This window comes from Azospirillum rugosum (assembly GCF_017876155.1).
GTDB classification, from domain to species: Bacteria; Pseudomonadota; Alphaproteobacteria; order Azospirillales; family Azospirillaceae; genus Azospirillum; species Azospirillum rugosum.
The window spans coordinates 16150-40366 of sequence record NZ_JAGINP010000039.1 but is presented as its reverse complement, the minus strand read 5'-3'; the positions used below and the strand labels follow the sequence as shown (position 1 = coordinate 40366).

Genomic DNA, 24217 nt, shown 5'->3' with positions numbered 1-24217 from the left:
AACGCTCCATCCCGACCAAAACGGGCGTTGGAAACGCCATTTTCAAGCCTCAGCGGAGGCAAGGGCACCGCATCAGCCCGTTTTTCAGCAGCCTGCTAACGCCTTCTGCACGTCCCGCGCGGCCTCGATGCCGGTGTGGCCCGCGCGCAGCCGGTAATCGGCGATGATGATGTCCGGCGGGCGATCGGACCGGGTGACCGCATCCACGGCCTCCTCCCCGCTGCCTGCGGCGATCACCTCGAACCGCCAGTCCTCCAGCATCATCGCGAGGCTCGTGCGCACGATCTCCTCATCGTCAATCACCAACGCCCGCCTGATCGGCATCCAGGTGTCCGGCGCCATGTCCGGTTCGATCGGCAGCACCAGGGGCTTAGGTGCCCCGCCTAGTGGAACCGTCAGGGCAAAGCAGGACCCGCGCCCCAACACCGAGTGCACCTGCACCTTGTGGCCGAGCATGCTGGAGAGCCGCCGCACGATGGCCAACCCCAACCCGAGGCCCTGCGAGCGGTCCCGCTCCGGGTTGCCGACCTGGTGGAACTCCTCGAAGATCAATCCCAATTGGTCCGCGGGGATACCGATGCCAGTGTCGGCAACGATGATCCGCACATCCTTTCCCCGGCGTCGGCAGCCGACCACAATGCGTCCCTGCTGCGTGTAGCGCAATGCGTTCTCGATGAGGTTGCGGAGGATCCGTTCGAGCAGGGCAGGATCGCTGCGCACATGGGCGCCGGACCATACCACCCGTATATCAAGGCGTCGCTGCACCGCTTGCAGGCGGTATTCATCGCCGAGCCGCCGCAGGATGCTGCCGATGGGGAACTCGACCACCTCCGGCACCACCACGCCCGCGTCGAGCTTGGAGATGTCCAGAATGCCGTCGAGCAACATGCGCAGCGCGTCGAGGGAGTCGTTGATGCGCTCGACCACCGGCAGAGCCGGATGGTCCCGGAGCTTGCCGGCCAGCGCCGCCACCAGGAACACCAGAGACTGTGCGGGCTGGCGCAGGTCGTGGCTGGCGGCCGCGAGGAAGCGGGACTTGGCCAGGTTGGCGCGTTCCGCCTCGTCCCGGGCGGCGAGGATGGCTTGTTCGGCTTTCTTGCTCTCCGTGATGTCCCGCATGATCCCGGTGAAGTACCGCTTGCCCCCGGCCTGCCAAGCCGCAACGGACAGGTGCAGCGGGAACGTCGAGCCGTCCCGGCGCTGGCCAAGGACCTCCCGGCCGAGGCCGATGATCCTCGCCTCGCCGGTGCGCACGTAGCGTGCCAGATAGCCGTCGTGAGCGCTCCGGTAAGGCTCCGGCATCAAAAGGGAAACATTCCGCTCGATGACCTCGTCGGCCTTCCAGCCGAAGGCGGCTTCGGCGGCCCGGTTGAACGACTGGATGAGGCCCGTCTCATCGATGACGACCGTCGGGTCCACGGCGGTCTCGACGATGGCCCGGTACTTGGCGTCCTGCTCCTGCTTGGTGTGCTCGGCCTCCTTTCGTGCGGTGACGTCGTTGATGAAGATGGACAGGCCATCGGCCGAGGGCGAGCAGCGGACCTCGTGCCACGCCTGCGGGCGCCGAATGTCGAAGTCTAGGGTATGATGGCTGTCCAGCGCTCGCATCAACTGCGCCCGGATTGGCTCGTGGTCCCAACCCGGCAGCGCCTCCCAGATCATCCTGCCCAGCAGCGCTTCCCTGGCGACACCGTACATCGTGACCAGGGTGCTATTCACGTAGGCGCACCGGCCGTCACGGGTCAGGGAGACGAAGCCGTCGCCGATGCCCTCCAGGATCTCCACCATCCGCTGCCGGTCGGCGGCGATGTGGTCCCGCAACTGGTATTGCCGCTGGCGCGAGCGCAGGGCAACGCGGATGACGCTCAGCAGGGTCTCGGGGGAGATTGGACGCGGCAGGATGGTCGCCTTCCACCATAACTCGTCCGTGGGGGACAGGGCGGGGGTGACATCACGGCTCTCCGTGAGGAGAACGAGGGGGAAATCCGACCATGCGGGCTGGCTGTTCAGCGTCGCCACCAGCTGGTTCAGACCGGGGCGCAGCGCCTCTTCCGTGATCACCGCGGCGGAAGCGCCTTCGGCCATGCGCTCGCACAGGGTGCCGATGCCGGTGCAGGGGACGGCCTCGATGCCCGCTTGGTTCAGGGACTCGCACAACAACGCGCTGTCCCGTCCCTGCGGTGCCAGGACCAGGACGCGTTTATCGAGCCGGGCGTCTGACCGGTTCAAGGTACCCCCGTCGGATGGCCGTTGGCCTCGAAGACCGGGGTGCCCGTCAGCACCCCGCGGAAGTTCTCTAAAGGCGGTCCGATCTCGATGCCGTTGGATCCGAGGTGGAGGTCGCGGATGGTGGACTCATGCCCACCCGTGCGGCGCTTGAACACCGACAGCGCCTTGCGGATCGTGCCGCGATACTCGTAGAAGCGAAGGAGCAGGACGTTGTCGGCGAGGTAGCTCACGTCAACCGGGGTTCCGGCGTGCGGGGCGAACAGCCCGTGCTGGCCATAGGTGATCAGAGTCGTTACCCCCTGCTGGCCGAGGTAGGTCAGCAACTCATGCAGGTGCAGCAGCAGGGCCCGCTCACCGTGCATGGCGTTCTGGTAGGCGGTCAGGTTGTCGATGACCAGCAGCCGGACGCCGCGCTGCTCCACGGCTTGACGGATGGTGTGGGCAGATTCACCCGCGCTGAGTTCGGCCGGATCGACCGGGCGCAGGTGAATCATGCCGGAGTCGATATGCGGCGAAAGCTCGAGCCCGAGCGCTTCCGAGCGCAGCAGGATGGTTTCCGTGCGCTCCTCGAAGATGAAGATCTGGCTGCGTACCCCCTGTGTGGCCGCATGTAGGGCGTAGCGCAGGGCGATGCTCGACTTGCCGGACCCCGCAGGTCCCACCAGCAACGTGCTGGTCCCGGAGTGCAGCCCACCGCCCAGCATGCTGTCCAGCCCGGCCACCCCGCTGGATAGGAGTTCCGACGCGGCGCCATCGCCAGGGCGCATCGCGGCGATGAGGCGGGGGTAGACCTGCATGCCGCCAGTGGTGATCTTGATATCGTGGCTGCCTTCGATCATCGGCACGCCGCGCATCTTCTGCAAGCGCAGCCGCCGGGTGTAGCTGCCGTAGTCCGGCACCTCGGCTTCCAGGTTGATGACCCCGTGCACCAGGCTTTGCAGCTGGAGGTCCGTGCGGTCACCGGTCAGGTCGTCCAGAAGCAGCACCGTGCAGCTGTGTTCGGTGAAGTGCTGCTTGAGACTGAGGATCTGCAGGCGGTAGCGCCAGCTTTCTCCCGCCAGCAGGCGCAGTTCGGACATGGAATCGAAGACCAGGCGCGTGGGGTTGATGCGCCTGATCTCGTCGAGGAACAGGTTCGTGGTCTCGCCCAGTTCGACGTCGGAGGAACGGAAGACGGTCTGCTTGGTCTCCGCCGACCAGATCCGGCGTGCCGAGGAGAGTTCGAAGAGGTGGATGCCTTCGAGCGACCACCCGTGCGAGCGGGCGACCTTGGCCAGTTCGGCCTTGCTCTCCGACAGCGTGATGTAGAGGACGGTCTCCCCGGCCCGCACGCCTTCCATCAGGAACTGGATGGCCATGGTGGTCTTGCCGCAGCCCGGGGCGCCTTGCAGCAGGTACATGCACCCAGCCGGGAAACCGCCGAGCAGGATCTCGTCGAGCCCAGGGACGCCGGTCTTGGCGATCTCATCACGTTGATAGAACGCACCAACTGCGTCAGTCATGCTCGTGACCTTCCCTCCAGACCTCAGCCCAAGCCGTCCGACGGCCGAGTCTAGCCCCACACCGCATCTAGATCGACGAAAACACCAGCTTCTGAAAGCTTGGTTTGAGCATAGGCCTTGTACAGCCATGCCAATGCGGTCGAGGCGACCCCAGCCCCCTCCGGTTCCAACAACGTGGCGTGCAATTCTCTTGAGTTAAGGGTGACCATAGCCGAGCACCATGGCACCGTGACGGAGATGGCGGCCACAGAACGTGTCCATCTTGCCCCCTTTCATGGTTGCCGGGCAGGAAGAACAGGATGTTCCGCCCATAAATTGCTCAGACTCCAGGCAATGAGCATGACAGCAACATCACTCCGGTACAAGCCCGTACGATACATGTTGATTTCGCAATGTGCGTCATGGCGCAGCCTCAATTAGAGCTTTAGAGCCGATTCAATGACGTGCATCCCCCAAAGGGGAGATTTGACTAATGTTCTCACGACAAAAAAGCCAGAGGGCGGCGAACTCCCTGTGGAGTGCATCGAGGCAGTGTGAGAGTGATCGAGTTCGACATCCGGAGCTCCGGGACGCTGCCGGCGGTAAGCCGATTGATGGAAACCTCGGCTACGTTATGGACCGCCCGCTCGACAGGGCGGCCAAGGATCTGCTCCACCGGGCTCCGGTCATTACCCTGGATGCCGGCGAACCGGTGCTGCTACTGTTGCGTGCTGGCTTGAGCGCAGATGATTTCGATACGTAGGGGCGCAAAGTGGCCGTCCGAGGGCTCAAGGCCGTGAGATTGCCGTGTGCGCCTCAATAACGGCGGTCTACTGGTGCAGGGTGACCGGTTTGTGCAACACCGTCGGGTCCATCCCAGGCGGCGTCCTCAGTGAACTTCGGGCCGGTCTCGCCCGTCAGCCGGATGCCCGGCACGTCCGCACCAAAGCGGCGCCGGATCTCTGTAACGGCCTCCGTCCCGTACGGGGAACGTTGATCCCTGGCCCAGCGTCAAGCGAACTTCGACCAGATGGCCGAGCAACTGCGGTAGGCGCTGCACAATGGCCGGCCCCAGGCCAAGTTCCCGGTTGCGATCGCGTTCGGCGTTGCCGACTTGGTGGAACTCCTCCGTAAGCGGCCGGGGAACGCCCCTCAGGCAGTGGCGGGCTCCGGCGCCATGCTCCAGGGCAGGAGCGCATCGAAGTCGGTGAGGCCGCGGTCGCGCCCGAAGGTCTCCAGGACGCGGGTCAGCCAGAGGCGCGGGTTGTGGCCGTTGCTCTTGGCGGTCTCGATGAGCGTGTAGAATACCGCCGCGGCTTCGCCCCCGCCGTCCGAGCCGGCGAACAGCCAATTCTTCCGCCCCATTGCCACGGCGCGCATGGCCCGCTCGGCGATGTTGTTGTCGATCTCCAGCCGGCCGTCGGCGAGGTAGCGCGTCAGCGCCGGCCAGCGCGAGAGCGCGTAGCGGATCGCCTCGGCCAGGGCCGACTTGCCCGAAACCTGGCCGAGCAGCTGCTCCAGGTGCGTGCGCAACGCGGTGATCTCCGGCTTCGCTTCGGCCTGCCGCGCGGCGGCACGCTGGGCCGCCGGCTGGCCGCGCACGCGCTCCTCCACGGCGTACAGCCGGCCGATGCGCTCCAGCACCTCCTTCGCCGCCGCTCCCTTGTGCGCCTGGTGCACCTCGAAGAACTTGCGCCGCACGTGCGCCCAGCAGGCCACCTCGCTGATCGCCGGCGGATCGGCTCCCTTGGTCTCGTACAGTGCGCCGAAGCCGGCGTAGCCGTCGGCCTGCAACGCGCCCCTCCAGCCGGCGAGCTGACGCTGCGGATGCTCGCCCTTGCGGTCGGGCGTGTAGCGGTAGAGCACGGCCGGAGGGGCCGTGTCGGCGCTGGCGCGGTCATCGCGCGCATAGACCCACAGCCGTCCGGTGCGGGTCTTGCCGGCGCCGGGGGCGAGCACCGGCACCGGGGTGTCGTCGGCGTGCAGCTTGGAGGCCGCGAACACGTGCACGGCGATGCGCTCGGCCAGCGGCGTCAGCAGCGCCGCGGTGCGGCCGAGCCACTCGGTCAGCGTCGAGCGCGGCAACTCCACCCCCTCGCGGGTGAAGCGTTCGGCCTGCCGGTAGGCCGGCAGGTGGTCGTCGTACTTGGCCAGCACGATGTCGGCCAGCAGGCTGGCGCCGGCGTTGCTCTTGGGCAGCGGCACGGGCGGTGGCGGCGCCTGGCTGATATCGCCGCAGCACCGGCAGGCCATCACCGGGCGCACGTAGCGGCGCACGCGCAGCCGCGCCGGCACGACCTCCAGCACCTCCGAGACATCCTCGCCGATGCGGCGCAGCGCCCCGCCGCAGCCCGGGCAGGCGGCGTAGGGCGGTGCCAGTTCTTCATCCTCGCGCGGCAGATGGGCGGGCAGCGGCTTGCGGATCGGGTGAACGCGCTCGGCGTGTGCTGCCGGCATCGAAGGGGCAGCCGCGGCGGCGCGCTCCGCCTGATGCTGTTCCAACTCCTCGATCTGCAGTTCGAGCTGGTCGGCCGCCCGGCCCAGCTTCTCCGAACTCTGGCCGAAGGTGCGCCGGCGCAGCGCGGCCAACTGGCCCTTCAGCGTCTCGATGATGCGGTCGCGCGCCGTCACCGCCTGCTCGCGCTCGGCCAGTTGCGCCGACAGCCCGGCCACGAGCGCCTGAAGCGTCGCCGCGTCGTCGGGAAGCGGGGTGCCATCGCAGAGCATGCGCCAGTGTAGCGGGATCGCTGCCGCCGAGCACCCGCGCCGGCCGGGGTGAGTCACCCCGCCGCAGCCTCAGCCGGTCAGGCTTGGCCGTGGTTCATCGGTGCGGCGCAAGGCGCGCCAGTCGATGCCCTCGAGCAGCATGGCGAGTTCAGCCGGGGTCAGCCGGACCCGCTCGGTCGCCGGGCTGGGCCAGACGAAGCGGCCCTTTTCTAGCCGCTTGGCAACCAACAGGAAGCCCTGGCCATCCCAGAGCAGAAGCTTCAACAGGTCGCCGCGCTTGCCGCGGAAGGCGAAGATCTGGCCGGAGAACGGATCCTGGCCGAGGTGCTGTTGGACGATGGCGGCCAAGCCGTCGAAACCCTTGCGCATATCGACCGGCCGCGCCGCCAGCCAGATCCGCACGCCGGGCGGGACGCTGATCATCGCCGCCCCGTCACGGCCGTGATCAACGCCTTCAGCGCCGACGCCGGGTAATCCGCCCCAACCTCCAGGCGTGTCCCGTCGGGAAACGTGATCAGGGCGCGTGACGGCGCCGGCGACGGTGGCGCCTCCGCTGTGGGGACCGGCGTCGCCTCCAGCGTGACCGGGATCAGCTCGTTCGGGACGCCACCGGGGATTCCCAGTTGCTTGCGCCACAGGTGCAGACAACTCTCGGCCACGCCGTGCCGACGGGCCACGTGGGTGATGATCGCCCCGGGCTCGTACGTCTCGGCCACCAACCGGGCTTTCTCTTCCGCGCTCCACCGGCGCCGCTCTCCGCGGCCGGTGATGATCTCCACTCTCGACATCAAGCGAGCCTCCAATGGGGCTCCCTTGGAGCCTCCGCTGACTCGCTCTTCGCCGATCACCTCATCCCCGACAAGGCGGCGTTCCGCAGGCGCTTACACTCCTCCTCTATCCAGGTGAGGTGTTCGGCTGGGGTGCCGTGCCCGGTGTCTGTGACGGCGATTTCCAGGCATCCGTTCGCTTCGCGGCACGCGATGAGCATTCCGCTCCGGTCGGTGTGCTTGATCGCGTTCTCCACGAGGTTGCAGACCATGCGCCCGAGCGGCGTCAGGTCGATCAGCAGCTTCTTTGACTCCGTGGACCTTAAACGGCTGTTGCGGATGTCGGCGTGGAGCGCTTTCCGTGAAGCAGGTTCGGCGCGAGGAAAGTGCATGGTCGCATGCATTAGAAAATGCGAATTATATACAATTTAATCCAAATTACATTTTCATGCGTATGATGCGTATGACCGATGGCTCACGGAGGCTCAGCGATGCGCGTCAACGAACCGATCACCGCCCGCGAAATCGTGCTCAAGGATGGTGAGGTGCTGGTTTCACGTACGGACACCGGCGGGCGCATCACCTTCGTGAACAAGGCCTTCATCGACATCAGTGGCTTCACCGAGCAGGAACTCCTCGGCTCTCCGCACAACATCGTGCGCCACCCGCACATGCCCAAGGAGGCGTTCGCTGACCTGTGGGCGACGATCAAGTCGGGGCGTCCCTGGGAAGGGCTGGTCAAGAACCGCAGCAAGCAGGGCGACTTCTACTGGGTGCGCGCCAACGCCACGCCCATCATCGAGGACGGCCGCATCACCGGCTTCATCTCCATCCGCACGAAACCATCGCGCGCCCAGGTCGAGGCGGCGGAACGCATCTACGCCCAGATCCGCACCGACCCGGCCTGCGGCCTTCAGGTCAAGGACGGTGCGGTCAGCCGCCCAGGGCTTGGACACCGCCTGTCCGTCTTCCAGGCCAGCATCGCCGGACGCATCGCCAGTATGGCCGCCGCCTCCGCGTTGACGGCGGGCTCCTCGCTCTGGCTGGTCGCCGGTGCCGCCGACGCATGGTCCGCCGCCGGTGTCGCGGCGCTGGGCTCGACGGCCGTAGCCGTGCTCGGGGTGCGCTTGGCCGCCCTTATCCGTACGTCGCTCGGCCATATGGAATCACACTTCGACGCCATCGCGCGCAACGACACCGACTATGAAATCGAGATGACGCCTACCGTCGAGCTTCAGCGCGTCACCACGCTGCTGCGGGCGACCAAGGCGAAGCTGGCCTACGCCGTTCATGAGCGCCGCGAACTTGAACGGCAGACCGAGGAGGCCCGCCGGGCGGCCATCGAGAGCATGGCCGAGACCATTGAACAGGAGGCCCGCCACGCCGTCGAGGACGTGGCCCGCCTGACCGGCGCCATGAGCACCGACGCGCAAGGTATGGCCGCCTCGGCCGACCGCGTCAGCCAGCACTCGCAGGGCGTCGCCGCCGCCGCCGATCAGGCGCTGGCCAACGCCCAAGCGGTGTCCGCCGCGACCGAGGAACTGGCCGCCTCCATCCGCGAGATCGCTTCCCAGGTGGCGCATTCCAGTGTGGTGACCAACACCGCGGTCGAGAACAGCCGCCGGACGCAGAACGCCATCCAGGCGCTTTCGGCCGAGGTGGCGCGCATCGGCGAGATGGCCAGCCTGATCGGTGACATCGCCAGCCAGACCAACCTGCTGGCGCTCAACGCCACAATCGAAGCGGCGCGCGCCGGAGAGGCCGGCAAGGGCTTTGCCGTCGTCGCCTCGGAAGTCAAGGCGCTCGCCAACCAGACGGCGCGGTCGACCGAGGAGATCACCCAGCGCATCACCGCCATCCAAGCGGCGACGGACGATGCGGTGATGGCGGTGGCGGGTATCGGGCGGACGGTGCAGGAGATCGACCAGACCTCCGGCGCCATTGCCGCCGCCATGGAGGAGCAGAGCGCCGCCACCCAGGAGATCAGCCGCAACGTCGCCGAAACGAGTTCGGCCGCCCAGGAGGTCTCCTCGCTCATCGCCCAGGTGTCGCGAGACGCGCATGAGACGGGCGGCCAAGCCGGACAGGTGCGCGGCAAGTCGGACGAGGTGGCGCACAGCATCGAGGCCCTGCGTTCAGCGCTGGTCAAGGTGGTGCGGACCTCGACCAAGGAAGCCGATCGCCGTCAGAAGGCCCGGTATGAGGTGAACCTGCCGAGCGCAATCCATCTTCAGGGAGCCGACATCACGGGCCGGGTCGTCAACCTCAGCCTCGGGGGGGCCATGATCGAAGCGGCCGTTTCGGCCGCAGCAGGCGACCGCGGCACGCTGCGCATCCAGGGCTGCGGCGCGCCGCTGCCATTCGTGCTCAAGTGCGCCAATGGCAAGGCGGCACACCTCACGTTCGACCTGGATGCCACGGCCTCTGCCGCGCTTGAGACAGCTTTTTCATCCTTGGTCGGCGGGCGAGACCGGATCGCCTCGCGAGCCTCCTAGCCGGGCAAGGCCCCCCCGCATCGGCGTCGGGCGCGAAGCTCATGGCGGTAAGTTCCAGGGGATTTTACGCACGTCAACGCCGATGCTGTTGCGGATGGTGAAGGGTCATACCATGCTCGCGCCTGCCACCGACGAGCCCCTGGAACCGATCGTCTGGACGCCGGATATGGCGGTCGGCATCCCGGAGATCGATGACGAGCACGCCACGTTGGTGGCGCTCTACAACGATCTCGTCCATGCCCTCCAGCGCGGCGCCTCGCTCTTCATGAACCACAGCATGATGCAATCCCTGCTGAGTTACTTGTCGGACCATATGGACCGGGAGGAAGGCTACATCCGGCGGCATGCGTTCCCTGATGCCGACGCGCACTTCCGGGAGCACCGGGAGGTCAAGGTGGCGCTCCGGGTGCTCGCGGCGCATCCGCCTGACGGCGAGGCGGCCGGACCAGCGGCCAGACGGCTGCGTGGCTGGGTCCTGCATCACATCCTGGTCAGCGATCGCGCGCTGTTCGACCACGTCAGGCGGAGCGGCGGTGCGCTCTCCGTTCCACCGGCGAGCCGGGGGGCTCATCCGTGATCATCGTCCAGGAGCCCATTCTTTGAGCCGAGCGCTTCCGGTACCCACGACGGAGGATGGCTTCGCCGATGGGTTCGCGGAGGATTCTTGGATTGAGCACGCCGGGGGCCTCGAGGAGCGGCTCCGCTCGTTGCACGCGGAAATCCGCGACTGGCCGGGTCTGGAGAACCTGCACCGGATCGCCGTAGCCACCCACGACGCCAAGGGCGGGCGGGTCCGAACCTTCGTCCAGAGCAATGTCGGGCCCCGGCCGCTCGATCCGCTCTCGGGCCGGATAGCCGATTACCCGTTGCTCCAGGCCGTCGCCGCAACAGGGCGGCCTTGGGTGGACAACGCGATCCGGTCGGCATCGCCGTCCACCGCGCCCGGCGGCGCGCTGCTTCAGAAGGGGTTCCGGTCCCGCTACGTGAGCCGTATCCATCGGCAGGGCAGCCTGTACGGGTTCCTGTTCCTGAACTCGAAGAAGCAAGGCTTCTTCAGCGAGGCGATCATCGCGGCACTGACGCCGTACCGGCGGCTGATCGATGTGCTCGTCACCTCCGAGATGACCAGCATGCGCGCCATGCTGGCGGCCGTCCATACCGCCCTGGAGGTCAGCCACTACCGCGATGAGGAGACCGGCGCCCATCTCGACCGCATGAGCCACTACGCCCAGTTGATCGCGGCGAAGGTCGCGGTGAAGCACGGCCTGTCGGATGAGTTCGTGGAGTACGTGCTCCAGTACGCGCCGCTGCACGACGTCGGCAAGGTGGCGGTTCCCGACAGCATCCTGCTCAAGCCCGGCAGGCTGTCGCCGGAGGAATTCGAGGTGATGAAGACGCACGTGACCAAGGGCTTGGACATCATCAACGCCATGATCCGCGACCACGGCCTCGGCGCTCTACCGCACGCGGCAATTCTGCGCCATGTGGTGGGCTACCACCACGAAGCCTTTGACGGCTCCGGCTACCCCAATGGCCTCTCCGGGGCGACCATCCCCCTGGAGGCGCGCATCGTGGCGGTGGCCGACGTCTTCGACGCTCTCACCTCCGAGCGCCCCTACAAGGCGGCTTGGTCCAACGAGGCGGCCGCGAGTTTCATGCGGGAGCAGGCAGGGCTGAAGTTCGATCCCGATTGTGTGGATGCGTTGCTCTCGGACTTGAGCGCCGTCACCACCATCCAGCACCAGTTTCATGACCAGCCCGCAGGTCTGGTCCTGCCCGGCCGGTGAGAGGCAGAGTGAACCGGTCCCCGTTTTCAGGTTCTGAGGGCACACCGTTTCGACTGGGTTCTCCGAACGGACAACCGGAGGTCCATGACGCTGCCCGGAATCGTCTAAGGAACTCGTCGGCAGGCATGGCCGCTCGGTATGCTCACGCCTTCCATCCTGCGGCAGGTGAAGGGTGTCGGAATCCACTATGCGTGGATCATCGCCTCACCGGCCTGGAGCAGTTCCCCATAGTCCGCCATCTGGTTCTTTCCAGCGTGTTTCGCAGCGTAAAGGGCTTGATCAGCGTGCCCCAGCACATCGTGGAGACACGCACCGTGATTCGGCCAGATCGCCATGCCGATGCTGCACCCGACCCGAACTGTTCGTCCCGATATGACGATGGGCTCGTTTACCGCGGCGATAAGACGCTCGGCGATCTCCTTGAGATTAGGTGGCTTCTTCCCAGGCACGGGGACGACGACCGCGACAAATTCGTCGCCGCCCAACCGCGAAACCACGTCCTCGCCACGCACGCACGATGCCAAGCGGGCTGCAACCTGTCGGAGCACGAGGTCGCCGGCCTGGTGCCCCATGGTGTCGTTCACAGGCTTGAACCCGTCCAGGTCGAGATACATGACCGCGAACGGCGGCTTGCCTGGGCGCCTTGCCAGAGCTTCGGCATACCGCTCCAGAAAACGGCGGTTCGGCAGCGCCGTTAACCGGTCCTGGTGGGCGGCGTCCTCCATCTGCACCAGGGCCTTTCGGGAGTCGGTCAGGGCAGCGATCAGGTCCCGCAGAGAGCGCGAGAGATCTTCCACCTCGGCCACGCCACCGACCTCCGGCATCTCCACACCGACCTCCCCCGCCCGCAGGCGCTTGGCCGCGGTAGCGATGGAACGAAGCGGGCCAGTGATCCAAACGGCGGCAAACCAGGACAGCGCGCTCAAACACACAGCGAACAGGGTGCCGCGCATCAGAATGCCGCGCTGCAAGGAGTCCGCAGGGGCATAAGCGATGTCCAGCGGTTGGCGGACCAGCACGGTCCAGCCCAGACCCGGATAATCACCATGGCCGGAACCAAAGGCATACCCGGTGAGGTAAGGCTTTCCGTCCGGCCAGGTCTCGGCCGCCCACCCGCTCCGGTCCACTCTTGCCGAGCGGACGCTCGGAAGATCGAGCGCTTGGCCGAGGCTACCCTCCGGTCCCAGGAGGATCGTCGCATCCTTGGCGACCACGAAAGTCTCCAAATCCAAACGTCCATGCATCGCTTGTCGGAACGAGCGTTCGGCCTGACAGGCCCAGGCCCAGCTGAAATGGGCACCGAGCACTCCGACGAGCGCCCCGGCGGCATCCTGGATCGGAGCCGCGATATCGACGAATTTCATCGGTTCCCCGCTCGGGTTCGGAAGGAGTTTGGCCAGCATCACGGCGTCGTGGACATCCCCCGCGAAAGGTCCTTTGCGCCCTTCCAGGTAGACGGGCCGGGACGACGCGTCGGCACCGAGAAGGATGCCTTCACTGGCGGCAACGACCTTGCCACTCCGGTCGGTTACACCCACCCAGGCCACCGTTTGATCCTTCGCCTTGAGTTCATCGACGACCTTCTGAGCGGCTCCCCAATTCTGCAGCGCATCGATCCTCGCAAGCACGCCGATCTGCTGCGCCCGAGCCGCCATATCGGCGTCGAGCTTGTCGGCCATCTGATAGGCCGCTTCGGATAGCGATCGGCCGATCTCCTCCTCGAGCTGACGGCGGGCCTGGTCCCCTGTGGTGTGCGCCATCAGGCCAGCCATGACGATGACCAGCGCGCCGCTCGTGACGGCAACCGTGCCCCGCAGCCCCATCCGCATCACTGCCATGATGCCCCCTTAAGCCGACCGCCCGTGTCGGATGATCCCGCCTCGGATGGGCTTAAATCAACAAAACTATATAGAATTGAACGGATCTCCATCTTGGCCGCTCGGAACGCCACTCCCTTCACGTGGTTCCCGGAAGGCGCGCCGATGCCAGGCGGAGCTGGGGCATGCTCTCGCTCGGATGATGAGGATGGGACGCACCTGTGCTCTGTTGAGCGTTCGGCATTCCGTTGATAAAGCACGATGTGCTGGAATAGCCCCTCAGTACCAATAGCCGCTGACCCGATAGCGTGGCCGGCGGTGAACTTGGGCGAAAGGCACGTGGATCGGAAGGTCCTCCAGCCTCGGCAGGACCGGCGGCGGGGTGCGGAGTTCCAGAAGGCGGCGCACCCGCTCCCGCGTGTCGGGGTGAGTGCGCAGCAGCGACGGGCCACCACCGTGGCCGCGGTGCCCCGCGAACAGCACCCGTTCCCAGAAGCGCCCTTGCAGCCGCTCGATGCGGTCGAGTGCCGAGGCCACGCCCCCCGGGTCGCCGGTCAGGTGGGCGGCGTCCAGGTCGGCGTCGAACTCACGGGTGCGCGACAGCGCCAACTGCAGCATTGCCCCGGCGGCGGGCGCCAGCGTCAGCAGGAGCACCAGCAGCCAGGGAAACGGTTCCCGCTCCATCAGCAGCAAGGGCAGATTGAGCAACAGCAGCACAAGTCCGAAGAGCGCCATGAAGCGGGTCAGGCCGGCCATGGTGTCCGCCAGCCCCATCACCCACAGGTCGTTGTTGCGGATGTGGCTGACCTCATGCGCCAGCACGCCCGCCAGCTCGCGCAGCGTGAGCGCGCGCAGCAGTCCATCGGCGACGGCGATGGCCGGCTGCTCGCGGCTGCCGACGGTGAAGGCGTTCAGCACCGGGCTGGGGATGTAGTACAAATCCGGCATCACAGGCAGCCCGGCGCGGCGCGCGATCGCCTCCGTCACCTCATGGAGGCGCGGCGCCTCTGGGTAGAAGAGACGGCGGGCACCGAACATGCCGAGCACCAGACGCGGGGATACGCGGGGGCTGAACAGCAGGCTGAGCGCGCCGGCCGCAAACGCCCAGAACACGCCGTCTCCACCAGCCACCACCCAGCCGCACAAGGCCAGCAGCAACGCCATGCCGCCGAGCAGAAGGGCGGAGTGCAGCAGGTTGGTCAGCTTGTGGCGGCGGCGGATCTCGGCCACCGCAGCGTCGGTCCGGATCATCGGCTGCCCATCATGTCGGAAGCGGTGGGGCTGACGTCACCGCCAGAACGATCCACCAAACCGTGGCGAGCGCCGTCAGGCGGTCTCCCGTGCGGTCGGCATCTCGTTCGACAGCGCCAGCACCCGGCGGGCAACCTTCTCGAAGGCGCGCTCCTCGATCTGGCGGATCCGCTCCCGGCTGACGCCGTACACGCCGGCAAGTTCCTCCAGGGTCTGCGGCGACGCTGAGAGCCGCCGGGCGGTGAGGATGGCCTGCTCGCGTGGGTTCAGGACTTCGGCCATCGCCCGCCGCAGCAGCGCTTGCCGGCGGCCGGTCTCGCTGCGCTCCGCGAGCTGGTCTTCGACGCTCGGGCGCTCGTCGGCCAGAAAGTCCTGGATCTGCCCGGTTCCGTCGGCCGATGCCGGTGCATTCAGCGACGTGACGGGCTGCACGAGGCGCCGGTTCACCTCGACCACGTCGGTTTCGGGAACCGCCAGCGTGCGCGCGATGTGGGTCACGCTCTCCGGCTTCAGGTCGCCGCCGCCAAATTCGCCAAGCTTGCGCTTCAGCCGCGCCAGGGCGAAGAACAGCTTCTTCTGCGCCGCTGTGGTTCCCAGCTTCACCAAGCTCCAGGAGCGCAGGATGTATTCCTGGATGGACGCCTTGATCCACCACATCGCGTAGGTGGACAGGCGGAAGCCGCGCTCGGGCTCGAACGTCCGCACGGCCCGCATCAGGCCAAGATTGCCCTCACCGATCAGGTCCTGCAAGGGAAGCCCGTAGCCGCGGTAACCGGCGGCGATCTTCACCACTAGGCGCAGGTGGCTGGTCACCAGACGGCGGGCCGCCTCGATGTCGCCGTGCTCGCGCCAGGCGGTCGCCAGCACGTATTCCTCCTTGGCGCCGAGGATCGGGAAGCGGTGAACCTGATCGATGTAGCGGGACAGCGACGGGCCGGACGGCACGGCCGGCAGGGCGGCTGCGGTGCTCATGTCACATCCTCCAAAAAGCGATATGACGACACTCTCCCGGCCCCCGTTCCGGGCAGCCGGCGCCTCCGTTCCAGAGAGGCAGGCAAAATGTACACGCGCCGTTTGTGAAGTCAACGGCTTGCCGCCGGGCGGCGAGGTGCGCGGATGGTGCATCGGACCGAAAAATCCCCCTTGAACGGAGGCGGGGCTTTTCCTAATTCGAAATCCGCCGGGCGCCCGGACGGGGTCCGGCCGACCGAGCGCCATGCTGTGGCGCGCTCGTATCCATGTTGCTCATGAGGAGGATGTGGCTATGGGCACCATTGACTTTGCCCCCCTGTTCCGGTCGACCGTGGGGTTCGACCGTCTGTTCGACCTGCTCGACGGCGCCACGCGCTTCGAGGTGGCGGACAACTACCCGCCCTACAACATCGAGAAGACCGGCGAGGACGCCTACCGCATCACCATGGCGGTGGCCGGCTTCGGGCCGGAGGATCTCTCGATCACCGCGCAGCCCAACCTGCTGGTGGTTGCCGGCCAGAAGGCCAAGCAGGACGACGTCAAGTACCTGCACCACGGCTTGGCGACGCGCGCCTTCGAGCGCCGCTTCAACCTGGCGGACTACGTGCAGGTCAAGGGCGCCAGCCTGGAGAACGGCCTGCTGTCCGTGGACCTCGTCCGCGAGATCCCGGAGGCGATGAAGCCGCGCACCATCCAGATCGGTCACGCGCCACAGCCGAAGGCGATCGAGGCCAAGGTGGGCGAGACCCAGACGGCGGAGAGCAAGAAGGCGGCCTGACCGCGCAACGGCAAGCCACCGGCCCGGCCCATGCGCGTGGGCCGGGGATGACGGCGCGCGAGCAGGCGAATTCGCATGATGGAGGTTGATATGAGCGTACGCGATCTCATTCCCTGGGGCCGCGAACGGAGCCCCAGCGTGCGGAGCGGCGAGGTCATGGATCCGTTCCTCTCGCTGCACCGCGAGATGAACCGGCTGTTCGACGACGTGTTCCGGAGCTTCGACGGCCGTCTGCCGTCCGCCGGGTTCGGCGGCATGGGCTGGCCGCGCATGGACGTCGTCGAGACGGACAAGGAGTACCGGGTCACCGCCGAACTGCCGGGTCTGGAGGAGAAGGACGTCGAACTCACCGTCCAGGACGGCGTTCTGACCCTCAAGGGCGAGAAGAAGGCGGAGTCCGACGAACAAGGCCGTTTGCACGGCGAGCGGTTCTACGGCCACTTCCAGCGCTCGTTCTCCGTGGGGCCGGACGTCGATGAAGAGCGGATCAGCGCTTCGTTCAAGAACGGCGTGCTGACGGTCGTTCTGCCCAAAACGCCGGAGACGGCGAGCAAGGTCAAGCGCATCCCCATCAACGCGCACTGACCCGACCGGGCACGCCGCCCGTCCGCACGGCGGGAGGCGTGCCGGCGTCACCCGGATTGGGGAGGGTGTCATGTGGAGAAGCGACGAGACGATCAATACGGCAAATCATTCCTTTGATCATGTGACGTGGACGTTCGGCCCGCAGCGGGGGATCGCGCTCCAGCCCCAGGCGGCCAACGACGGAACGCCCGCGGTGCGGTCATCGGACCTGCGCGCGGGCGCGACCGCCATTATTCGCCAAGCCGGACGGAGCACCACCACCGCGGGCCGCGCCGGCGCCTGCAATTGGGTGCTGAGCTTCCAGCCGTGCTCGGCCCAGTTCATCGAGCCTTTGATGGGCTGGTGCGGCGGCGACGATCCGTTGCGGCACGTGGAATTGCGCTTCCCCAGCCGGGAGGCGGCGGTCGGCTACGCCGAGCGCCACGGCATCGCCTACGAGGTGAGCGACCCGCCGCCCGAGCGCGGTGCGGCCTTCCGTTGTCCCGAGGACGCCTCCGGATTGTGGAGGCAGTGGCTGCTTGAATGCTTGGGCTCCTTCGAAACCGGCGGCCAATGGTGGGGCAACGCCGGGCCGGACGATCAGCTGGTCGCGGCACTTGACCGGTGGGACATGGTGGCCCGCGCTTCCGAAGGCGCGGAAGGTGCCGACAGCGGCGGCACGCAGTCCAGCCGGAAGCCGGCCAACGCCCATAACTGTGCGCACGAGATCGACGCCGCTTGACGGAGGCTGGTCATGCGCGTGCCCGACCCGTGGGACAGGAACGGCTGGATCGACCCGGAAGGCCAACGGCCGGTCGGCCCCAACACGGAGCACCTGCTCCGCTGGGGCGTGACAGTGGCCTTGTGCCTGTTCCTTGCGTCGCTGCACCCGCCTGAAGCGGTGCCGGTGATGCTCGGCGGCTTCCTGCTGCTGGCTTCGCTGGCCGCCGCGGCGGCGGCCGGCCTGCGCGGAGAGCCGTTGATCGCGCCGCACTTCACCCGCTGGGACGAGGCGGTGGCCTCGGCGGCACTCGGCCTGCTCGCGTGGAACGGGCCGGGGCTGCTGCGGGCCTTGTCCCCGGCAATCACCGGCGGTCCATGAGATGCACTCTGTGAAACGGAGGAGATGATGAGCAAGCGTTGTGGTGTGCTGATTGCTGCGCTGGTTGCGTGCGGCAGCGTTGCCTCCGCACATGCCTGTCCCAGGACGGCGGGTGACGCTGTGCAGCATGTCCTGGACCCGGTGCCCCCCGCCCTGCGGGCGCTGGCCAACACCATCGCCGATGGCGGCTACTCGGGATTTCGCGCCCTCGGCGGCAGCGGTGACCGCGTCGAGGCCATAGCCAAGCGGAGCGGCTTCCCAGTGCGGGTCGTGATCGACCTCAAGGCCGGCGCCATCCGGGAAATCCAGGACACCGACGTTCGAGCGGACCAGATGGCCAGCAGCGAATGACGCCGGCCGGCCGCGGGCGCGCCGGCAGTGAAGCGGAGGCTCCATGGACAAGAAGACCCAGTTCAACGTCTGGTTCCTGATCATGGCCTTTCTTGGCGTGCTGGCGTTCCAGCACGTCTGGCACACGGCGCGCGCCGTGGCGACCATCCCCTATAGCCAATTCGATCAGCTTGCCCGGGACGACAAGGTGGCCGAGGTGGTGGTCACCGAGAACCACATTCACGGCCGCCTGAAGGAACCGCTGCCCGATGGGCAGACGCGGTTCGTCACCCGCAAGGTCGAGCCCGATCTGGCGCGGGCATTGGTGTCCGAGGGCGTCACCGTGTTCGGGGCCACCGAGGAGACATTCGTCGGCCAGGTGCTGTCCTGGGTGCTTCCGGTTCTGGTGTTCTTCGGCCTGTGGATGCTGCTGATGCGCCGCTTCGGCCCCGGCGGCATGGGCGGCGGCTTCATGCAGATCGGCAAGAGCAAGGCGCGGATCTACGTCGAAACCGACACCAAGGTGACCTTTGACGAGGTTGCGGGCGTGGACGAGGCGAAGGAGGAACTGCGCGAGATCGTCAGCTTCCTCAAGGATCCGGCGACCTATGGCCGGCTTGGCGCGCGCACGCCGAAGGGCGTGTTGCTGGTCGGGCCGCCGGGCACCGGCAAGACACTGCTGGCCCGCGCCGTGGCCGGCGAGGCCGGGGTGCCGTTCTTCTCGATCAGCGGCTCGGAGTTCGTCGAGATGTTCGTTGGCGTCGGCGCGGCGCGCGTGCGCGACCTCTTCGAGCAGGCGCGCGCCAAGGCGCCGGCCATCATCTTCATCGACGAGTTGGATGCGCTGGGCCGCGCCCGCGGCGCCTACGCCGGCGGCGGCCATGACGAGAAGGAGACCACGCTCAACCAGCTCCTGGTCGAGATGGACGGCTTCGACCCGCGCGACGGCCTGATCCTGCTCGCCGCCACCAACCGGCCGGAGATCCTTGACCCCGCGTTGCTGCGCGCCGGCCGTTTCGACCGGCAGGTGCTGGTGGACCGTCCCGACAAGGCGGGCCGGGCGCAGATCCTGCGCGTGCATCTGAAGAAGGCCAGAGTCGATACCGCCGTGCGGGTGGAGGAACTGGCGGCGCTGACGCCCGGCTTCAGCGGCGCCGACCTCGCCAACCTGGTCAACGAAGCGGCGATCGTCGCGACGCGGCGCGGCGGCGAGACGGTGGCCCTGGCCGACTTTACCGCCGCGGTGGAGCGCATCGTCGCCGGCCTGGAACGGCGCAACCGCCTGCTCAACCCGTTCGAGCGCAAGGTGGTGGCGTATCACGAGATGGGGCACGCGCTGGTCGCGCTGGCCCTCAAGGGCACCGACCCGGTGCACAAGGTGTCGATCATCCCGCGCGGCGTTGGCGCGCTCGGCTACACCATTCAGCGCCCGACCGAGGACCGCTTCCTCATGACGCGCGAGGAACTGGAGAACAAGATGGCGGTGCTGCTCGGCGGCCGGGCGGCCGAGCACATCGTCTTCGGCCATCTCTCGACCGGGGCGGCCGACGACCTTGCGAAGGTGACGGACATCGCCCGCGGCATGGTGGTGCGCTACGGCATGTCCGACGCGCTGGGGCACGTTGCCTACGAGACCGACCGCTCCTCGCCGCTGCTCGGGCCGGTGCCCGGCGGCGGCATGGTGGAGCGCCGCTACAGCGACGAGACGGCGCGCGACATCGACCGGGCGGTGCGTGGGATCGTCGATTCCGCCTTCCAGCGCGCCGTGGACATCCTCACGCACCGCCGCGACGACCTGGAGCGCACCGCGGCGCGCCTGCTCGAGAAGGAAACGTTGGACGAAGCCGACCTGCACTCCCTGGTCGGCGCCATCTCGAACGAACCGGTTCCGTCCCGGCCTCCCGCCCCTTCGGCGGCCGGGGCGTGATTGGCCCGACAGGGGCCATGTCAGACCATGGAGGGAAACATGACGTACGCAACGTGGAAGGAAAGGAATGACAAGGGCGCCGTGGACATCGTGAACCTCATGCTCGGCGCGGTGCTGTTCCTGGCGCCGTGGCTGCTCGGCTTCGCCGACCAGACGGGGCCGGCGTGGAACGCCTGGATCACCGGCGCGGTGATCGTCGCCCTGGCGGCGGTTGCGATCTTCGCCTTCGCCGTGTGGGAGGAATGGGTGAACCTGCTGGTCGGCCTGTGGGCCGTGGTGTCGCCCTGGGTGCTCGGCTTCGCCGGCAATGCCCATGCGATGTGGAGCCACGTGGTCATTGGCCTCGTGGTCGCCCTGCTCTCGGCAGGGATGGGATGGTACGCCCACCGCAACCCGCCTCGGGCAACGGCATGATCGCGGAGGGATGAGGTCAACCAAGGAGTGATGAAGCCATGCGTTCGCTGATTTACGGTGTACTCTCGGCCGTGCTCGCTCTGGGTGCGGCCAGCCCCGCCCTCGCGGCGCGCAACGCGCAGCAGGCCGCCGATGAGGTGCGCTACACCGATGCCCTCAACACGCTCTCCGGCTACGCGGCCAGCCACCGGTACTCGGACCTGAGCAACGTGACGCGGCGGGGCGACCGCATCGAGGCGACCGCCGTCAGGGACGGCAAGCCGGTGAAGCTCAGCATCGACGTCACGTCCGGCGAGGTGCAGGAGCATCAGGGCTGAACCGCCCGCGACCGGGGCGCCCGCCGCCCCGGTCCGGGTTCCCGGAAATGCCCACTTCCGGCGCGGGTCAGGCGGGCACGAGCGCGCTTTCGATCGCCGCCAGCAGCCGGTCCGGCGCAAACGGCTTGTGCAGGAGATGGCAGCCGCTGGCCTGCATGGAGAGCAGGCGCCCCACTTCGGTGTCGCCGCTCAGGATGATGCCGGGAAGCGGGCGTTGCAGCCGTGCGCGCAAGGCGTTCACGATCTCGATGCCGTTCATCGAACCCGGAAGGCGGAAGTCCGTCAGCAGCAGGTCGGGGTGCAGGCCGGCACCGATGGCATCCAGCGCCTCGTCTCCCGAGGCGACGGAGGTCACCTCGCAGCCCCACTCGCTCAAACAGGCTTCCATCGTCAGGCGGATGATCGCGTCGTCCTCGACCAGCAGCACCCGCCGGCCGGCGACCGCAGCCGGCGCAGCGGACGAGCGTGCCGGAGCCGCCGGCTCAGGCTTGCTCTCCTTCGTCATGCGCAGAACGATGGCGAAACAGGAGCCTTTCCCTTCCGAGGAGCGCACGGAGATCGCCCCGCCCATCGCTTCGGCCAGACGTTTGGTGATGGACAGGCCGAGCCCCAGTCCCTCGTGCGGCTTGCAGACGGCGCTGCCGACTTGGACGAAATCCTGGAAGATGCGGTCGATCTGCTCGGGCGCGATGCCGATGCCGGTGTCCCACACTTCCAGATGGACGGATGCGCCCTGTCGGCGCACGCCGAACAGGATCCGGCCGCTCTTCGTGTAGCGCAGGGCGTTGGAGAGCAGGTTGCGGCAGATCCTCTCGGTCATCACTGGATCCGCCTCGACGGTCATGTCCGTGGGCACGGTCTTCAGGCGGATGCCCTTCTGTTCGGCCAGCGGGCCGAACTCCGCGTGCAACTGGCGCATGAGGGGGCCGAGCCGCAGCGAGGTCATGGCGGGTTTGAGCAGCCCCGCATCCAGACGCGAAAGGTCCATCAGGCTGTCGAGCATCGCGGCGAGCGCGCCGATGGAACCCTTCATGTGCATGGCCGTGATGCTCTCCGGCCCATCCTGGCGGTCACGGACCAGTTGTTCCACCAGGAAATGCAGCGCCTGCACCGGCTGGCGCAGGTCGTGCGCGGCGGCGGCCAGGAAGCGCTCCTTGGTGCGCAAGGCGAGATGCAGGTCGCGCTCCAGGGCTTTGAGGTGGGTGACGTCCGTGATGGTCACGAGGATGTCGCCCTTATCCTCTCGGGGCAAGCTGACCAATCGGCAATCGGTCAGGCCATCGATCCTCCGCGACGCGCCTTTGAACGAAAAATCCTGTTTGGCCCAGGCGTCCCCACGGCGCAGGCGGCCCAGCGACGCGAAGAAGCGGGGATGGTCGTCGGCCTCGACGAGGAGGGAGATCGGATAGCCGGCCAGACGCTCGCCCGGCATCCCGAAAAGCTCCTCGGTGGCGGGGTTGGCCTCGGCGATGACGCCGCGCTCGGTCAGAGTGAAGCAGGCGAGCGGGATGGAGCGGAAGAGCTCCAAATATTGCAATCGTGACGCCTCAAGCTCTTGTTGCGCGTCCCTGAGTTCCTGGTTCTGCATCTCCAGTTCAGCTTGGTGAACAAGCAGCTCATGCACAAGCTCATCCGGCGTCGGATTGGCAGCAACGGCCGTCGAGTGCTGCGTGGAAAGCAGATTTTCGGCACGCTGACGAAGTGGATGATCCATCGTTGACATGGCGATCAGGTTCCAAGCGTGCCCGACAGGGATCCTTCAGGGGTAAGCGCACCGTTCGTGATTGTCAAAACGACATTGTTGTTAGGGCTTTTGGTGTAAGCATGCCGCCTGGGCGCACGAGGCGCCATGAGCGTCAGGATCCAAAGAGGCGGCGCCCAGAAGAACGGGGCCGGCCCGATCAGGCTGGCAACCGTGACCAGGGCGACCGGCGAGATGCCGGCGGTTCGCATGTCCGCCTCTGGAGCTAGGCTGCGCGCCGGCTCAGGCGGCACCAGTGGCGGCGGCCCCAGCGGGGTGCGCCCATGCGGCATGCGGCCGCGTTTCGCTCACCGCGGCGCTCTGTCGGAGAAAGCCGGGGGATCCGTCCTTCCGCCTGAAGTTGCTGTATGGCCTCGAACCAGTGGGCGGCCGCCCGACCCTCCGGGCGGCCTTCGCGCTCCCACAGGCTGTATGCCCGTTCCCGAATCACGTGCTCGTGGATTCCCTCCATCACGTCCTCCATAGCGATGCAATGAGGGTATGCCGCAGGTTGCGCCCTGCGGGGTGCGGCAAAGCCCGATCGGATGTCAGCATCAATGAATGCGGACCACGCGAGGCGGCTCGGCTTCCGTGACGGTGGCCGGATCGCTCTCCGTCCCCCGGATGAAGGCCAGGAGCTCTTCCGCATCGGGCGCTCCACCAAGGCAACGAACCAAGTGGCCGAGCAGATGGTGGGTCACTCCGCCCGCCAGCAAACCGATGGGAATGGGTCCGCCTCCGGTCAGGATCAGCCCCATCACGTCGTCAAGCATGGTCATGGCGATCCGCCGGGTCCGCGTCTCGGAAATCGGCGGAACCGGCCGGGACGCAGGCGGGTCGCCGGAGCCGTCCAGCCGGCGCAATCGCTCCATGAGCAAATTCTCGCGGATGCCGTCATCCAGCGCGCACTGGCTGGCGAAGCCTTCGGCCTCGCCGACCGCCGCGCGCACGCGACGCAGGGCGGCGAGGAGCGCCGCGGCAACGTCCTCCGGCGTGGTGTGCCGTGCCGCGTTGGCAACGGCAAAGTCGATGAGCTGCAGGTGGAGGGTCATGACGGCACCTCCGTTGACCGGAAGGCGCCGAACCAAAAGGAAAAGCCATTGCGCATGGTATCCTCCGAAGAGCGAGACCCGTGCGAGCATCACGCCCACCGTTCCGGTCGGGCGCGCGCCACATCAACGCACCGGCGGACCTCGGCAAGGAGCGTCCGTCAGATCCGATGTAAGTTAAGCGCGCTGCGCGTCAAGTTGCCAAGCACCTTGCTTGCGAAAGCTGCAATAAGGATCCCGGATTGAGGCTGGCGACGCCGGCAACACGAAGATGCGTCGGCTGCCCGGAAGGATGCAGGCAATAAGTGTATTCAACGGTACCGCCGCGGGCTGGTTCCGGGCTGGATGCGTTGTTTCGGAGCACCGCCCCGCAAGCAATTCCGTTCACAAAACGCTCTTGTTTTCCCGCGGCAAGCGCCTATCTCTGCGTCGCCCGGCCTTAGGGTGCTCGCCGTGGCACCACTGGGGC

Annotated in this window: 23 protein-coding genes; 11 read left to right on the top strand and 12 right to left on the bottom strand. The window is 67.2% G+C overall.

Annotated features, from left to right (window positions below):
• Window positions 1–84: 84 nt before the first annotated feature.
• From J2851_RS34135 to J2851_RS34110, 6 genes are all read right to left on the bottom strand, one after another.
• Entirely contained in the window at window positions 85–2229 is a 2145-nt protein-coding gene (locus J2851_RS34135) for a PAS domain S-box protein (protein ID WP_209773238.1), read from the bottom strand.
• Complete coding sequence (locus J2851_RS34130; protein ID WP_209773235.1) at window positions 2226–3731, bottom strand: ATPase domain-containing protein; 1506 nt, start codon at window positions 3729–3731, stop codon at window positions 2226–2228. The genes J2851_RS34135 and J2851_RS34130 overlap by 4 nt, the downstream gene beginning before the upstream one ends.
• 1131 nt (window positions 3732–4862) lie before the next feature.
• Window positions 4863–6437, bottom strand: a complete 1575-nt coding sequence (gene tnpC, locus J2851_RS34125; RefSeq protein WP_246501121.1) for an IS66 family transposase — start codon at window positions 6435–6437, stop codon at window positions 4863–4865.
• A 69-nt stretch (window positions 6438–6506) separates the two neighbouring features.
• Window positions 6507–6860 carry an IS66 family insertion sequence element accessory protein TnpB gene (gene tnpB, locus J2851_RS34120; protein ID WP_209773233.1) on the bottom strand — a complete coding sequence of 118 codons (354 nt, stop codon included), beginning with the start codon at window positions 6858–6860 and terminating at the stop codon, window positions 6507–6509.
• Window positions 6857–7225: an IS66-like element accessory protein TnpA gene (gene tnpA, locus J2851_RS34115; RefSeq protein WP_209773231.1), complete on the bottom strand. Its 369-nt coding sequence runs from the start codon at window positions 7223–7225 to the stop codon at window positions 6857–6859. The genes tnpB and tnpA overlap by 4 nt, the downstream gene beginning before the upstream one ends.
• A gap of 56 nt (window positions 7226–7281) precedes the next feature.
• Entirely contained in the window at window positions 7282–7596 is a 315-nt protein-coding gene (locus J2851_RS34110; RefSeq protein ID WP_209773229.1) for an ATP-binding protein, read from the bottom strand.
• A gap of 99 nt (window positions 7597–7695) precedes the next feature.
• Between J2851_RS34110 and J2851_RS34105 the strand changes: the two genes are divergently transcribed.
• The 3 genes from J2851_RS34105 to J2851_RS34095 all read left to right on the top strand — a co-directional run bounded on the left by J2851_RS34105 (window position 7696) and on the right by J2851_RS34095 (window position 11486).
• A complete protein-coding gene (locus J2851_RS34105) occupies window positions 7696–9699 on the top strand; it encodes a methyl-accepting chemotaxis protein (protein WP_209773227.1) in 2004 nt (667 codons plus the stop codon).
• Between the two features lie 112 nt (window positions 9700–9811).
• Entirely contained in the window at window positions 9812–10276 is a 465-nt protein-coding gene (locus tag J2851_RS34100; RefSeq protein WP_209773226.1) for a bacteriohemerythrin, read from the top strand.
• 22 nt (window positions 10277–10298) lie between these two features.
• Window positions 10299–11486 carry an HD-GYP domain-containing protein gene (locus J2851_RS34095; protein WP_211114524.1) on the top strand — a complete coding sequence of 396 codons (1188 nt, stop codon included), beginning with the start codon at window positions 10299–10301 and terminating at the stop codon, window positions 11484–11486.
• Window positions 11487–11671: 185 nt separating this feature from the next.
• Here the strand turns inward: J2851_RS34095 and J2851_RS34090 are convergent, their stop codons facing one another.
• The 3 genes from J2851_RS34090 to rpoH all read right to left on the bottom strand — a co-directional run bounded on the left by J2851_RS34090 (window position 11672) and on the right by rpoH (window position 15526).
• The gene (locus tag J2851_RS34090) at window positions 11672–13324 is read right to left on the bottom strand and encodes a sensor domain-containing diguanylate cyclase (RefSeq protein ID WP_209773223.1); all 1653 of its coding nucleotides are present in this window, start codon (window positions 13322–13324) and stop codon (window positions 11672–11674) included.
• Between the two features lie 258 nt (window positions 13325–13582).
• Entirely contained in the window at window positions 13583–14554 is a 972-nt protein-coding gene (locus J2851_RS34085) for a zinc metalloprotease HtpX (RefSeq protein ID WP_209773213.1), read from the bottom strand.
• A gap of 75 nt (window positions 14555–14629) precedes the next feature.
• Window positions 14630–15526 (bottom strand): RNA polymerase sigma factor RpoH, encoded by an 897-nt coding sequence (gene rpoH / locus J2851_RS34080; RefSeq protein ID WP_209773204.1) that lies wholly within the window; start codon window positions 15524–15526, stop codon window positions 14630–14632.
• Window positions 15527–15818: 292 nt separating this feature from the next.
• Between rpoH and J2851_RS34075 the strand changes: the two genes are divergently transcribed.
• From J2851_RS34075 to J2851_RS34040, 8 genes are all read left to right on the top strand, one after another.
• Entirely contained in the window at window positions 15819–16304 is a 486-nt protein-coding gene (locus J2851_RS34075; protein ID WP_209773202.1) for an Hsp20 family protein, read from the top strand.
• Window positions 16305–16394: 90 nt separating this feature from the next.
• Window positions 16395–16889: an Hsp20/alpha crystallin family protein gene (locus tag J2851_RS34070; RefSeq protein WP_209773200.1), complete on the top strand. Its 495-nt coding sequence runs from the start codon at window positions 16395–16397 to the stop codon at window positions 16887–16889.
• A gap of 70 nt (window positions 16890–16959) precedes the next feature.
• Window positions 16960–17610, top strand: coding sequence for an NADH dehydrogenase ubiquinone Fe-S protein 4 (locus J2851_RS34065; RefSeq protein ID WP_209773198.1), 651 nt, complete (start codon window positions 16960–16962; stop codon window positions 17608–17610).
• A gap of 18 nt (window positions 17611–17628) precedes the next feature.
• Window positions 17629–17970 (top strand): hypothetical protein, encoded by a 342-nt coding sequence (locus J2851_RS34060; protein ID WP_209773195.1) that lies wholly within the window; start codon window positions 17629–17631, stop codon window positions 17968–17970.
• Between the two features lie 24 nt (window positions 17971–17994).
• Complete coding sequence (locus J2851_RS34055) at window positions 17995–18321, top strand: hypothetical protein (RefSeq protein ID WP_209773190.1); 327 nt, start codon at window positions 17995–17997, stop codon at window positions 18319–18321.
• Between the two features lie 43 nt (window positions 18322–18364).
• Window positions 18365–20227 carry an ATP-dependent zinc metalloprotease FtsH gene (gene ftsH / locus J2851_RS34050; RefSeq protein WP_209773188.1) on the top strand — a complete coding sequence of 621 codons (1863 nt, stop codon included), beginning with the start codon at window positions 18365–18367 and terminating at the stop codon, window positions 20225–20227.
• Window positions 20228–20266: 39 nt separating this feature from the next.
• Window positions 20267–20641 (top strand): SPW repeat protein, encoded by a 375-nt coding sequence (locus J2851_RS34045; RefSeq protein WP_209773186.1) that lies wholly within the window; start codon window positions 20267–20269, stop codon window positions 20639–20641.
• A gap of 38 nt (window positions 20642–20679) precedes the next feature.
• Window positions 20680–20958, top strand: a complete 279-nt coding sequence (locus J2851_RS34040) for a hypothetical protein (RefSeq protein WP_209773185.1) — start codon at window positions 20680–20682, stop codon at window positions 20956–20958.
• Window positions 20959–21025: 67 nt separating this feature from the next.
• Here the strand turns inward: J2851_RS34040 and J2851_RS34035 are convergent, their stop codons facing one another.
• The 3 genes from J2851_RS34035 to J2851_RS34025 form a co-directional block, all read right to left on the bottom strand.
• On the bottom strand, window positions 21026–22681 hold the full coding sequence (locus J2851_RS34035) for an ATP-binding response regulator (protein WP_209773184.1): 1656 nt from the start codon (window positions 22679–22681) through the stop codon (window positions 21026–21028).
• A gap of 244 nt (window positions 22682–22925) precedes the next feature.
• Window positions 22926–23171, bottom strand: coding sequence for a DUF2934 domain-containing protein (locus tag J2851_RS34030; RefSeq protein ID WP_211114523.1), 246 nt, complete (start codon window positions 23169–23171; stop codon window positions 22926–22928).
• A gap of 82 nt (window positions 23172–23253) precedes the next feature.
• The gene (locus tag J2851_RS34025; protein WP_209773183.1) at window positions 23254–23751 is read right to left on the bottom strand and encodes a hypothetical protein; all 498 of its coding nucleotides are present in this window, start codon (window positions 23749–23751) and stop codon (window positions 23254–23256) included.
• Between the last annotated feature and the right edge of the window lie 466 nt (window positions 23752–24217).

What these genes read in the sequence shown, in the direction of transcription:
- J2851_RS34130 (WP_209773235.1), bottom strand. Translation starts at nt 3,731, where the DNA reads ATGACTGACGCAGTTGGTGCGTTCTATCAACGTGATGAGATCGCCAAG.
- tnpC (WP_246501121.1), bottom strand. Translation starts at nt 6,437, where the DNA reads ATGCTCTGCGATGGCACCCCGCTTCCCGACGACGCGGCGACGCTTCAG.
- tnpB (WP_209773233.1), bottom strand. Translation starts at nt 6,860, where the DNA reads ATGATCAGCGTCCCGCCCGGCGTGCGGATCTGGCTGGCGGCGCGGCCG.
- tnpA (WP_209773231.1), bottom strand. Translation starts at nt 7,225, where the DNA reads ATGTCGAGAGTGGAGATCATCACCGGCCGCGGAGAGCGGCGCCGGTGG.
- J2851_RS34110 (WP_209773229.1), bottom strand. Translation starts at nt 7,596, where the DNA reads ATGCACTTTCCTCGCGCCGAACCTGCTTCACGGAAAGCGCTCCACGCC.
- J2851_RS34105 (WP_209773227.1), top strand. Translation starts at nt 7,696, where the DNA reads ATGCGCGTCAACGAACCGATCACCGCCCGCGAAATCGTGCTCAAGGAT.
- J2851_RS34100 (WP_209773226.1), top strand. Translation starts at nt 9,812, where the DNA reads ATGCTCGCGCCTGCCACCGACGAGCCCCTGGAACCGATCGTCTGGACG.
- J2851_RS34090 (WP_209773223.1), bottom strand. Translation starts at nt 13,324, where the DNA reads ATGGCAGTGATGCGGATGGGGCTGCGGGGCACGGTTGCCGTCACGAGC.
- J2851_RS34085 (WP_209773213.1), bottom strand. Translation starts at nt 14,554, where the DNA reads ATGATCCGGACCGACGCTGCGGTGGCCGAGATCCGCCGCCGCCACAAG.
- rpoH (WP_209773204.1), bottom strand. Translation starts at nt 15,526, where the DNA reads ATGAGCACCGCAGCCGCCCTGCCGGCCGTGCCGTCCGGCCCGTCGCTG.
- J2851_RS34075 (WP_209773202.1), top strand. Translation starts at nt 15,819, where the DNA reads ATGGGCACCATTGACTTTGCCCCCCTGTTCCGGTCGACCGTGGGGTTC.
- J2851_RS34070 (WP_209773200.1), top strand. Translation starts at nt 16,395, where the DNA reads ATGAGCGTACGCGATCTCATTCCCTGGGGCCGCGAACGGAGCCCCAGC.
- J2851_RS34065 (WP_209773198.1), top strand. Translation starts at nt 16,960, where the DNA reads ATGTGGAGAAGCGACGAGACGATCAATACGGCAAATCATTCCTTTGAT.
- J2851_RS34055 (WP_209773190.1), top strand. Translation starts at nt 17,995, where the DNA reads ATGATGAGCAAGCGTTGTGGTGTGCTGATTGCTGCGCTGGTTGCGTGC.
- ftsH (WP_209773188.1), top strand. Translation starts at nt 18,365, where the DNA reads ATGGACAAGAAGACCCAGTTCAACGTCTGGTTCCTGATCATGGCCTTT.
- J2851_RS34045 (WP_209773186.1), top strand. Translation starts at nt 20,267, where the DNA reads ATGACGTACGCAACGTGGAAGGAAAGGAATGACAAGGGCGCCGTGGAC.
- J2851_RS34040 (WP_209773185.1), top strand. Translation starts at nt 20,680, where the DNA reads ATGCGTTCGCTGATTTACGGTGTACTCTCGGCCGTGCTCGCTCTGGGT.
- J2851_RS34035 (WP_209773184.1), bottom strand. Translation starts at nt 22,681, where the DNA reads ATGTCAACGATGGATCATCCACTTCGTCAGCGTGCCGAAAATCTGCTT.
- J2851_RS34030 (WP_211114523.1), bottom strand. Translation starts at nt 23,171, where the DNA reads ATGGAGGGAATCCACGAGCACGTGATTCGGGAACGGGCATACAGCCTG.
- J2851_RS34025 (WP_209773183.1), bottom strand. Translation starts at nt 23,751, where the DNA reads ATGACCCTCCACCTGCAGCTCATCGACTTTGCCGTTGCCAACGCGGCA.